At 68.8% G+C, this 11,500-nt stretch carries 8 protein-coding genes; all 8 read right to left on the minus strand.

Annotated features, from left to right (window positions below; translation table 11 throughout):
- Positions 1-10: 10 nt before the first annotated feature.
- Positions 11-1,291, minus strand: a complete 1,281-nt coding sequence (locus tag ACTVZP_RS17490) for an NAD(P)/FAD-dependent oxidoreductase (RefSeq protein ID WP_443213445.1) — start codon at positions 1,289-1,291, stop codon at positions 11-13.
- A gap of 432 nt (positions 1,292-1,723) precedes the next feature.
- On the minus strand, positions 1,724-2,818 hold the full coding sequence (locus ACTVZP_RS17495; RefSeq protein ID WP_443213446.1) for a BMP family ABC transporter substrate-binding protein: 1,095 nt from the start codon (positions 2,816-2,818) through the stop codon (positions 1,724-1,726).
- A 49-nt stretch (positions 2,819-2,867) separates the two neighbouring features.
- The gene (locus ACTVZP_RS17500; RefSeq protein WP_443213448.1) at positions 2,868-3,800 is read right to left on the minus strand and encodes an ABC transporter permease; all 933 of its coding nucleotides are present in this window, start codon (positions 3,798-3,800) and stop codon (positions 2,868-2,870) included.
- The gene (locus ACTVZP_RS17505; protein WP_443213449.1) at positions 3,800-4,882 is read right to left on the minus strand and encodes an ABC transporter permease; all 1,083 of its coding nucleotides are present in this window, start codon (positions 4,880-4,882) and stop codon (positions 3,800-3,802) included. The genes ACTVZP_RS17500 and ACTVZP_RS17505 overlap by 1 nt, the downstream gene beginning before the upstream one ends.
- Positions 4,883-4,921: 39 nt before the next feature.
- On the minus strand, positions 4,922-6,445 hold the full coding sequence (locus ACTVZP_RS17510; protein WP_443213450.1) for an ABC transporter ATP-binding protein: 1,524 nt from the start codon (positions 6,443-6,445) through the stop codon (positions 4,922-4,924).
- A complete protein-coding gene (gene xdhC / locus ACTVZP_RS17515) occupies positions 6,442-7,383 on the minus strand; it encodes a xanthine dehydrogenase accessory protein XdhC (protein WP_443213451.1) in 942 nt (313 codons plus the stop codon). Before xdhC ends, ACTVZP_RS17510 begins: the two co-directional genes overlap by 4 nt.
- On the minus strand, positions 7,376-9,856 hold the full coding sequence (locus ACTVZP_RS17520) for a xanthine dehydrogenase molybdopterin binding subunit (RefSeq protein ID WP_443213452.1): 2,481 nt from the start codon (positions 9,854-9,856) through the stop codon (positions 7,376-7,378). Before ACTVZP_RS17520 ends, xdhC begins: the two co-directional genes overlap by 8 nt.
- Positions 9,853-11,301 carry a xanthine dehydrogenase small subunit gene (gene xdhA, locus ACTVZP_RS17525; RefSeq protein WP_443213453.1) on the minus strand — a complete coding sequence of 483 codons (1,449 nt, stop codon included), beginning with the start codon at positions 11,299-11,301 and terminating at the stop codon, positions 9,853-9,855. The genes ACTVZP_RS17520 and xdhA overlap by 4 nt, the downstream gene beginning before the upstream one ends.
- Positions 11,302-11,500: the final 199 nt, after the last annotated feature.

Consider the following 11,500-nt stretch of genomic DNA (forward strand, 5'->3'; position numbering starts at 1 on the left):
TGGCAAGGGGTCATCCCTTGCGCGCGGCCTTGAGCTTGTCGATGCCGAGCATCTTCATTGCCGCCCATTCGTAGATCGGCTCGGCCGTGCCCATCTTCACCTTGCGCAGGAAGTATTTCTCGAAGCCAATCTTGGCGAAATGCACCCAGCGGCCCTCGGACGACCAGTTGACGTTGCGGGGCGGGATCTGCGGCTGCGCGATGAAGGCGATGCCGCGATCACCGAAATCCGCGAGGCAGACGGCGTTCCAGGTGGCCACCTCGTCAGGCTCCTTCCCGCGGACGAGCGCCGCGATGTTGTGGGCCGTGGCCGTCACCATCGATTCGATCATGAAGCCGGTCTTGGGCACGCCGACGGGCACGGGGGTCTCGCCCATCGGAGGGATCGCCACGCAGACACCGATGGCGAAGATGTTGGGATAGGTCGGGTTGCGCTGGTGGCGGTCGACGATGGTGAAGCCGCGCGGGTTCGAGAGGCCCTCGATGCCCGACACCGCCTTCACGCCGCGGAAGGCGGGCAGCATCATCGCATAGCCGAAGGGCAGGGCATGCGGCCTTGTCGTTCCGTCCTGACCCACCTCCTCGACATGCATCAGTCCCTTTTCGACCCGGGCTACGCGCGAAGAGGTCAGCCACTTGATGTGCCGCGTCCGCAGGGCGGATTCCAGCAGGCCCTTGGTGTCGCCCACGCCGTCGAGCCCGAGATGGCCGATATAGGGCTCGGAGGTGACGAACGTCATGGGCACCCGGTCGCGGATCTTCCGCTTGCGCAGGGCCGCATCAAGGATGAAGGCGAATTCGTAGGCCGGGCCGAAGCAGCTCGCGCCCTGCGCGGCACCGACGACGATCGGGCCGGGCTCCTCGCAGAAGCGCTCGAAGGCTTCGTGCGCGGCCTCGGCATGGTCAATGTGGCAGACCGATTGGGTATGGCCCTCCGGTCCGAACCCCTCGATCTCGTCGAAGGCGAGATCGGGGCCCGTCGCCAGCACGAGATAGTCGTAGGAGAGGGAGGTTCCGTCGGCCAGCTCCACCCTGTTCTGCGCCGGCAGAAGCCGGGTGGCCGGCGTCTTGCGGAAGGCTATGCCGAGACGCTGCATGGTTGGCGTCAGATCGGCGGTGATGTGGCCACGGGTGCGCCAGCCGACGGCCACCCAAGGGTTCGAGGGCACGAAGTGGTAGGCCGGATCCCTTGTGACGACGGTGATGCGATCCTCGCTACGCAGTTGCTGCTGCAGTTCGTAGGCCATGATCGAGCCGCCGAGACCGGCTCCGAGGACGACGACATGTGCCAAGGTGATTCCTCCGCTTCCCTCAACCGACAATACATCATAATTAATGAATATGTCGAGCGATCCGCATCGGGGCATCGGAGGTGGTCCGCCGTGGCCGCTGCCCGGAGAAGAAAAAAGCCCCGGTCGCAAGGACCGGGGCCAGGAGGTCGCATCGGGAAGGGGTATCGAGGTAGGAGCGGCTCCGGGGCGTCGTGATCAAAAAGGAAGTCTTTTCAAAAAAATACCGAACAAGGCAAACTCGCATCTGGGGGAAGGTCTGAACGAAAGCAACTGAAAGGTCATCCCCGGTTCCGCTGAATTCAACTTAGCACGTCCCTCAGCAGTGCAGAATACGGGGGGATGGGTCTCACCTCCGTTTTGACGGAACATTCACGTCAAAAAGAATGGCCCGGACCATGAGGTCCGGGCCTACGCCTCCGAACGGGGCAATCGTTACTTCGGGATCTCGCCCGAAATGCCCTCGACGTAGAAATTCATGCCGAGAAGGTCGGAATCAGGGGCCGTCTCGCCTTCGGCCAGCCAGGCCGATCCGTCCTGCTTGTTCAGCGGACCGGTGAAGGGGTGGTAGGTGCCGGCGGCGATCGCATCGTGGACCTCCATCGCCTTGGCCTTCACCTCGGCGGGCACGGCGTCCGTGATCTCGCCGATCTTCACCTCGCCCCCGGCGATGCCTTCCCAGGCGTCGGTGCTCTCCCAGGTGCCGTCGAGCACCATGCCCACGCGCTTGACGTAGTAGGGCGCCCAGTTGTCGATGATCGAGGAGACCCGCGGCGAGGGCTTGTAGTTCGCCATGTCCGAGGCCTGGCCGAAGCCGATCACGCCCTCGGTCTTGGCCGCTTCGGCCAGCGGCGCGGTCGAGTCGGTGTGGGCGAGGATGACGTCCACGCCCTGCTCGATCAGCGCCTTCGCGGCATCGGCCTCCTTGGCCGGGTCGAACCAGGTATAGGCCCAGACGACCGAGATCGATACGTCGGGATTGACCTTCCGGGCGTGGATGAAGGAGGAGTTGATGCCCTGCACCACTTCCGGGATCGGATAGGAGCCGATGTAGCCGATCTTGTTCGACTTGGTCATCATGCCCGCGATGGTGCCGCAGACCGCCCGGCCCTCGTAGAAGCGGGCGTTGTAGGTCGCGACGTTCGGATGCTCGCGCTTGAAGCCGGTGCAATGCTCGAACTTCACGTTCGGGAACTTGGCCGCGACGTTGTTGGTCGCGTCCATGTAGCCGAAGGAGGTGGTGAAGATGATGTCGCAGCCCGAGAGCGCCATCTGCGTCAGCACGCGCTCGGCATCCGATCCTTCCGGCACGCTCTCCTGGTAGACGGTTTCCACCCGGTCGCCGTATTCCGCCTCGACGGCCAGCCGGCCTTCGTTGTGCTGGAAACTCCAGCCGCCGTCGCCGATCGGGCCGACGTAGATGAAGCCGACCTTCACCTTGTCCTTGGCCTGGGCCACCGCGGCCCGGCCTCCCGCCAGCGACAGCGCGAGGCCCGAGGCGGCGCCCGCGAGAAGCGTTCTGCGATCCATTCCGTATGCTCCCTGTTCGGTGCCGGGCAGGCCCGGCCGATATGCTGCCTCAGCGCGAGGCGTGGAAGGTCTTGCCCAGCGAGGCTGGTGCCGCCGTGCTGCGGCGCCGATCCGCGGACATGATGACCAGCACGAGGATGGTTATCAGATAGGGCGACATGGACAAGTATTGCACGGGGATCCGCGCGCCGGCCGCCTGCAGGTTCAATTGCAGGACGGTGATGCCGCCGAAAAGATAGGCGCCGAGCAGGACGCGCCAGGGCCGCCAACTGGCGAAGACCACGATGGCCAGCGCGATCCAGCCCGCGCCGGCGGTAATCCCGTCGGTCCATTGCGGCACCCGGATGAGGCTGAGATAGGCCCCGCCGAGCCCCGCCATCGCGCCGCCGAACAGGATGGCGAGCACCCGGATCCGCACCACATGGTAGCCGAGCGCATGGGCCGCCTCGTGATTCTCGCCCACCGCCCGCAGGACGAGGCCCGCCCGGGTGTGGCGGAGCACGAACCAGACCGCTGCCACCGCCGCGATCGAGAGATAGACCATCACGTCATGCCGGAAGAGCATGGTCCCGAGCCAGGGAATGTCCGAAAGCGGGCCGAGGTCGAGCCGCCCGGTCGGAGGCGGCTTCACGCCGACATAGCTCTGGCCCAGAAGGCTCGAGAGGCCGAGCCCGAAGAGGGTAAGCGCAAGGCCCGTCGCCACCTGATTGGCCATCAGGACCTGCGTGAGCAGCGCGAAGATCACGCTCAGCGCGGCGCCGCCCGCAGCGCCCCCCACGAAACCCGCGAGGGGACTTCCGGTCTCGACGGCCACGACGAAGCCGCAGATCGCGCCGATGATCATCATCCCCTCGACCCCGAGGTTCAGCACGCCCGATTTCTCGACCACCAGCTCGCCGATGGCCGCGAGGATGATCGGCACCGAGGCCGTCATCAGCGAGGCCACGAGCACGGCCGGATTGATGCCTCCGAGCAGGTCCATCAGGCGGCCTCCTTCCGGCTGAGGCGGATGCGGTAGTTGGACAGAAGGTCCACGGCGAGAAGGAAGAAGAGAAGCATCCCCTGGAAGGCCTGGATCGAGGCCGCGGGCAGGCCGAGGTTGGTCGAGGCATTGTCGCCGCCGACATAGGTCAGCGCCATGAGCAGGCCCGCGAGCAGGATGCCCACAGGATTGAGCCGGCCGAGGAAGGCGACGATGATCGCAGTGAATCCGTAGCCCTGCGCGAAGTCGATCGAGATCTGCCCGGCCGGGCCCGTCACCTCGAAGAGCCCGGCGAGACCTGCGAGCGCACCCGAGATCCCCATGCACATGAGCACCAGCCGGTTGGGCGAGACGCCGGCGAAGCGCGCGGCTCGCGGCGCCTGGCCCGCAAGCCGGATCTGGAAGCCGAGGATATGGCGCTGAAGGAGGATGTAGGCCGCGATCACCGAGGCAAGGGCCGCGACCACCCCCCAGTGCATGCCGGTGCCCGCGATCAGTTCGGGGTTGGCCGAGGAGGCCCATTGCGAGAGGTTGCGCGAGCCGGGAAAGCCGCCGCCCTCAGGGTTCCGGAGCGCGCCGAGCGCCATCGAGGCGAGGATCGACTGCGCCACGTAGACAAGGAGCAGCGAGACGAGGATCTCGTTCGTGCGGAACCTCGTGCGCAGGATCGCGGGGATCATGGCCCAGATCCAGCCGCCGAGCGCGCCCGCGGCGACCATCAGCGGAAAGATGAGACGGCTGTCGGCCGGGTAGAAGGCAAGCCCTGCCGCGGCGCCGAAGATGGCGCCCATCATGTATTGCCCCTCGGCGCCGATGTTCCAGATCCCCGCCCGGAACCCGAGGCTGAGGCCCACCGCGATCAGGATCAGCGGCCCCGCCTTCACCAGAAGCTGGCCGCGGAAATACCACGCGAACTCGCCGAAGAGAGGATCCCAGAAGATCGTGCGGATAGCCTCGACCGGGCTCTTGCCCAGCAGCGCGAACATGAGACCGCCCGCGATCATCGTCAGGACGACGGCCAGGACCGGCGTCGCGTAATTCCAGAACCGCGACGGGTTCGGGCGCTTCTCCAGCCTCAGCATGGGTGCGCCCCCGCGCCGTCACCCGCGAGCATCGCGCCCTTACCCGTGAGCATGATGGGCCACCTCCATTCCATGCGCGCCACCCATCATCAGGCCGATCTCGTCGATGGTCAGCCCCTGCGTGGGCCGGGGCGCGCTCAGGCGGCCCTCGTTCAGCGCGGCGAAGCGGTCGGCGATTTCCAGAAGCTCGTCAAGGTCCTGGCTGATGACGACGACTGCCGCCCCCGCCGCTGCCCGGTCGAGGATCGCCTGCCGGATCGCGGCCGCGGCCGAGGCATCGACGCCCCAGGTCGGCTGGTTGATGACGATGACCGAGGGCTCCTGCGACAACTCGCGCCCCACCACGAACTTCTGCAGGTTGCCCCCCGAGAGGGCGCGGGCCGCAACCCAGGTGCCGGGGGTGCGCACGTCGAACCGCTCGACGATCTCGGAGGCGAAGGCGCGGGTGCCCGCCCAGTCGATGAAGCCGCGCCAGGTCAGCCGCTTGCGCACCACGCCCGAGAGAAGCGCATTCTCGACCAGGCTCATGTCGGGGGCGGCGGCATGGCCCAGCCGCTCCTCGGGCGCGGCGACCAGGCCACGCGTGCGCCGCTCGTTCGGGCCAAGGTCGCCGACGCCGTGGCCCTCGATCAGCACCGCGTCCTTCGGCGCACGCAGCTCGCCCGAAAGGGCGATCAGCAGCTCGTCCTGCCCGTTGCCCGCCACGCCCGCGATGCCCAGCACCTCACCACGGCGCACCCTGAAGCTGATGTCCTTGAGCGAGGTGCCGAAGGGGATGGGCGAGGCGACCGAGAGCCCCGCAACCTCGAGTGCCACCTCGCCCTTGGGCGTGGCATGCCGCTCGGGCGGGGTGAGGACTGCCCCGACCATCAGCTCGGCCATCTCGCGGGCCGAGCGTTCGCGCGGGGTGCAGGTCGCCACCACCTTGCCGCGGCGCAGGATCGTCGCCTCGTCGCAGAGCGCGCGGATCTCTTCCAGCTTGTGGCTGATGTAGAGGATCGCCGTGCCCTCGGCGGAGAGCTGCCGCAGGGTCTGGAACAGGATCTCGACCTCCTGCGGGGTCAGGACCGAGGTTGGCTCGTCCATGATGAGAAGTTTCGGATCCTGCAGGAGGCAGCGGATGATCTCGACCCGCTGCCGCTCGCCCGCCGAGAGGTCGCCCACCATGCGCGAGGGATCGAGCGGCAGGCCATATTCCTCGGACACCTGCCGGATGCGGGACGCCAGATCGCGCAGCTTCGGCGGGTTCTCCATCCCGAGCGCCACGTTCTCCGCGACACTCAGCGCCTCGAACAGGCTGAAATGCTGGAAGACCATGGCGACGCCCGCCCCCCGCGCCTCGCTTGGCTCTCGCGGGGCATAGTCCTGCCCGCGCAGGCGCATCCGCCCCTCGTCGGGCCGCACGAGGCCGTAGATCATCTTGACCAGTGTGGACTTGCCTGCGCCGTTCTCGCCGAGGAGCGCATGCACCTCGCCCTCCCGGATCGAGAAGGACACGTCCGAGTTCGCGACCACGCCCGGATAGGCTTTCGTCACCCCCTCGATCCGCAGAAGTTCCGTCATGACGCGATCTCCGCCCCCGCCCTGCGCTTTTCCCCCAGCAACCCCACCGCGACGCCCAAGGCAATCGCCTGGGGATGCTTGCCAAGGGACTTGTCGCCGATCGGGCACACCATCCGTGCGATCTGCCCGTCCGAATGGCCAAGGGCGCGCAATCTGCCGCGGAAGCGGGCGGCCTTGGTGCCCGAGCCGATCACGCCAAGCCTGGCCGAGCCGCGCGAGAGGATGCGGTGGCAGAGCTCGAGGTCGAGCGCATGAGAGAAGGTGAGGACGAGATGCTCGGCATGGGGCGGCGCATGGGCCACCAGCTCCTCCGGCCGCGGGGTCCAGAGCGCACGCGGTCCCCCGGGCAGCACTTCGGGGAAGCGGTCGCGCGCCACGTCGATCCAGGTGAGCGCGAGGTCGGGAAGGGGGCTCAGCACCCCGACCAGCGCCCGTCCCACATGGCCCGCGCCCCAGATCCAGATCGCGCGCTCTGGCAGGGCGAGCGGCTCGACCAGCCAGCCCTGCCGGATCTGCGTCGGAGGCCGCGCCCCCTCGCGCCGCGCCCGGTCGAGAAGGCGTCGGACCTCGAGCCCCATCGGCCGACCGTCGAGACTGCGCGCGACGAGCGCCTCCCCCAGACCCTCGAGCGCCGCCGCATCCCAGACCTCGGTCACGAGCGTCACCGATCCGCCGCAGCACTGGCCGAGCGCGGGACCGAGCGGCATCCGGTCCACCCGCCGTCCGCCCGCGGGCAGAAGCGCGCGGGCCCGCGCGATCGCCTCCCATTCGAGCGCACCGCCGCCGATGGTGCCTTCGGTGCCCGTGGCCCAGACCAGCATCGCGGCTCCCGCCTCGCGCGGGGCCGAGCCCTCGACGGCGGCCACCACTGCTCGGGCAACGGGTCCATGGCAGGCCACTGCGGCGCGCAGCCCCGCGAGGTCGAAGCCCTCAGCCACGCTGTCGCCTCACCGCCGCAAGGATCCGCTCCGGCGTGGCGGGCGCGTCGAGTGCCGGATAGATGCTGCCGTCGCCGCAGGCTGCGACCGCCTCGGAGAGCGCCATCAGCACCGAGATCCCGAGCATGAAGGGCGGCTCGCCCACCGCCTTCGACCGGCCCACCGTTTCCTCGGGATTGGGCCGCTCCCAGAGCTCGACATTGAAGATCCGCGGCCGGTCGGAACAGGCAGGGATCTTGTAGGTCGAAGGCGCGTGGGTCCGAAGCCGCCCCTCGCCGTCCCAGACCAGCTCCTCGGTGGTGAGCCACCCCGCCCCCTGCACGTAACCGCCCTCGATCTGGCCAATGTCCAGCGCCGGATTGAGGCTCGCGCCCGTGTCGTGGAGGATGTCGGTCCGCAGGATGCGGTTCTCGCCGGTGAGGCTGTCGATCACCACTTCCGACACCGCCGCCCCATAGGCGAAGTAGAAGAAGGGCCGCCCGCGCCCCTTCAGCCGGTCCCAGACGATCTTCGGCGTCCGGTAGTAGCCGGTGGCCGAGAGCGGCACGCGGGCCTGATAGGCCATGGCCGCGACCTCGGCAAAGGAGAGATCCGCGCCGCTCACGCGCACGCGCCCCTCCTCGAACCGCACCTCCTCCGCCCGCGCCTGATGCCGCTCGGCCACCAGCTCCGCCAGCCGATCCTGCAGCGTGACGCAGGCCGCACGTACCGCCATCCCGTTCAGGTCCGACCCCGACGAGGCCGCCGTGGCCGAGGTATTGGGCACCTTGCCCGTGTCGGTCGGTGTGATCTTCACCGCCTCGACCGGCAGCCCCAGTTCCGCCGCGGCCACCTGCGCCACCTTCTGGAACAGCCCCTGTCCCATCTCTGTCCCGCCATGGTTCAGATGCACCGACCCGTCCTGATAGATATGGACGAGCGCCCCCGCCTGGTTCAGCCAGGTCAGCGTGAAGGAGATCCCGAACTTCACCGGCGTGAGCGCGATGCCGCGCTTCAGGATCGGGCTCTGCCGGTTCCATTCGGCGATCTCGGCACGGCGGCGGGCATAATCCGCGCGCTCGGCGAGCTCCGCCACCAGCGCATCGCCGATGAAGTCCTCGACCGGCATGTGATAAGGCGTGGTCTGCACCCCCTCCGGCGCAGGCGGCGGCAGCTCGTGCTCCACCGCCTCCGCCCCGCGCGAGGTCAGATCCACCTCCTCCGCCTCCAGCCGCGCCCGGGCTGCGGCATCTTCCTCCTTCATTCTCGCGGAAATATCCCGGGGGTCCGGGGGCAGAGCCCCCGGCCTTGCCCCCGGCTCCGGCCCACCCCTCTCTTGACCGCCCCCTGCCATCGGCGCGTAAAAGTTCGCCTGCCGCACCTCCAGCGGATCGCGACCGAGCGCATGGGCCACGTGATCCATCACCCGCTCGATCCCGATCATGCCCTGCGGGCCGCCGAAGCCGCGGAAGGCGGTGGCGCTCTGGGTATGGGTGCGCAGCCGGTGGCTCTCGATCCGCACCGCAGGCAGGTGGTAGGCGTTGTCGGCATGGAGCATCGCCCTGTCCGCGACCGGCAGCGACAGGTCCTGAGACCAGCCGCAGCGGAAGAGATGGCGGAACTCGACCCCCGCGAGCCGCCCCTCGGCATCAAAGCCTGCCCGGTAGTCGATCCTGAGGTCGTGGCGCTTGCCGGTGATCACCATGTCGTCGTCGCGGTCATAGCGCATCTTGCAGGGTCGCCCCGTGGCGCGGGCGGCCAGTGCGCAGGCGATGGCCAAGGCGTTGCCCTGGCTTTCCTTGCCGCCGAAGCCGCCGCCCATGCGCCGCACCTCGACGCGCACCGCACTCATCGGCAGCCCCAGCGCATGGGCCACCTTGTGCTGGATCTCGGTCGGATGCTGGGTCGAGGAATGCACATGCATGTCCCCGCCCTCTTGCGGCAGGGCCAGCGCCACCTGGCCTTCAAGGTAGAAATGCTCCTGTCCGCCCACCTCCATCCTGCCCTCGACACGATGCAGGGCGGTGGCGATGGCCTCGGCGGCCCCACCCTTTTCCCAGATCACCGGGCCGCCCTCGAAGCGCGAGTCCGCGTCCATGGCCTCGTCCACGGTCAGGATGGCGGGCAGTGCCCGGATCTCGGATCGGGCAAGCCGGGCGGCACGGCGGGCAGCGCGATGGCTTTCGGCCACGACGAGGAACAGGGGCTGGCCCGCGTAGTGGACATGACCCTGCGCCAGCAGGGGCTCGTCGTGGATCGAGGGCGAGCAATCGGGCATCGGATCGAGATCCTCCGGCCCGATCACCCGCACCACGCCCGGCGCGCGGCGCACGGGCTCGAGATCGATCGCGAGGATCTCGCCATGAGCGACGGGCGAGAGGCCGAAGGCGAGGTGCAGCGTGCCCCTGGGCGTCGGAATGTCGTCCACGTAGCGCGCGGCGCCGGTGACGTGGAGCGGGGCCGCGTCATGCGGCAGCGGGCGACCCATGCTCATGCGTCCACCTCCAGCACCGAGATCGCGCGGCCGTCGAGATCGTGGAAGACGCGCGTCAGCATGTTGGCCGCGGCCTCCAGCCGGTAGTCCGCCGAGGCGCGCATGTCCGAGAGCGGCGTGAAGTCCTCGGCGAAAGCCTCGCGGGCGACTTCTACTGTCGCAAGGCTCCAGGGCCGGCCAATAAGGGCCGCCTCGACAGCCTTCGCGCGCTTCGGGATCCCGGCCATGCCGCCGAAGGCCACGCGGGCGGCCGTCACCCGGCCGTCCTCGACCGAGATGTCGAAGCAGCCGCAGACCGCCGAGATGTCCTGATCGAACCGTTTCGAGAGCTTGTAGCAGCGCAGGCCCGGCGCCTCGGTCGGGATCGTGACCGCCTCGACGAACTCGCCCGGGCGCCGGTCCTGTTTGCGGTAGTCGAGGAAGAAATCCTCGATCGGCAGGTCGCGGCGCACGTCGCCGCGGCGCAGGTGCAGCGTCGCCCCGAGCGCGATCAGCGCAGGTGGCGTGTCGCCGATGGGCGAGCCGTTGGCGATGTTGCCGCCGATGGTCGCCGCGTTGCGGATCTGGACGCTTGCGAACCGGCGGAGGAGTTCGGCGAAGGAGGGCAGGCGGGGCGCCAGCGCCTCGCGCAGCTCGGCGATGGTGACGGTGGCCCCGACGCGCAGACGGCTGCCCTCGTCTTCGATGCGCCGAAGTTCGGGAATGCCGCCGAGGAAGATGGGCCGCGGCAGGTCGCGCAGCTCCTTCGTGACCCAGAGGCCCACGTCGGTGGCGCCCGCGATCAGCGTAGCCTCGGGATGCGCCTCGTAGAGCCGCGCGAGTTCCTCAAGGCTGGTCGGGCGGATGCCGGCGGCCGGGGGGCTGTCTGTTTCCCCATGCCCGTCCGCGCTGCGGGCGATAGCGACCGCCGAGGGGCTCTGGCCGCTCACGGTCCCACCCGAGGATATTTGGGGCCGAGTGAAGGACGGCAGCCAGTCGGGCGGGGGCGCCTCCTCGGCGACGCGGGCGGCGCGGACGATGGGGGCATAGCCCGTGCAGCGGCAGAGGTTGCCCGCCAGCGTGTCGTCATGGTCGCGGCAGCCGGTGGCATGGGCCACTGCCATCGACATGACGAAGCCCGGCGTGCAGAAGCCGCATTGCGAGCCGTGATGGTCGATCATCGCCTGCTGCACCGGATGGAGGCGGCCGTCCGGAGCGGCGAGGCCCTCGACGGTGCGGACCTCCTTGCCCTGAAGCTGGGGCAGGAAGAGGAGGCAGGCGTTCAGCGCGCGGGGGCCGGCCTCGTCGATCACCATCACGGTGCAGGCGCCGCAGTCACCCTCGTTGCAGCCCTCCTTCGTGCCGGTAAGCTCGCGATCCTCGCGCAGGAAGTCGAGCAGCGTCCGTGTCGGATCGGCCGAGACGCTGAGGGGCGTTCCGTTCAGGGTGAACGCGATCTCCGTCATGTGAAAACCTGCCGCCTTCTGTGGGTCCGGCTTGCGCCGGTGCAGGTCCGCCCGATGCGGCGTAAAGCGGGCCTGCGACAATTGCGACCATCAAAGCCTGTCGGAGCCCGCCGTGGCAAGGGGGTCCTCTCCAGCGCCGCGCGTTGCCAGCCCCGTCTTTCCGCGGCTTTCCGCGGCGCTGCGGCTTCTGTAGGCTCCG

The organism is Rhodobacter sp. NSM (assembly GCF_052244495.1).
Lineage (GTDB): Bacteria > Pseudomonadota > Alphaproteobacteria > Rhodobacterales > Rhodobacteraceae > Cereibacter_A.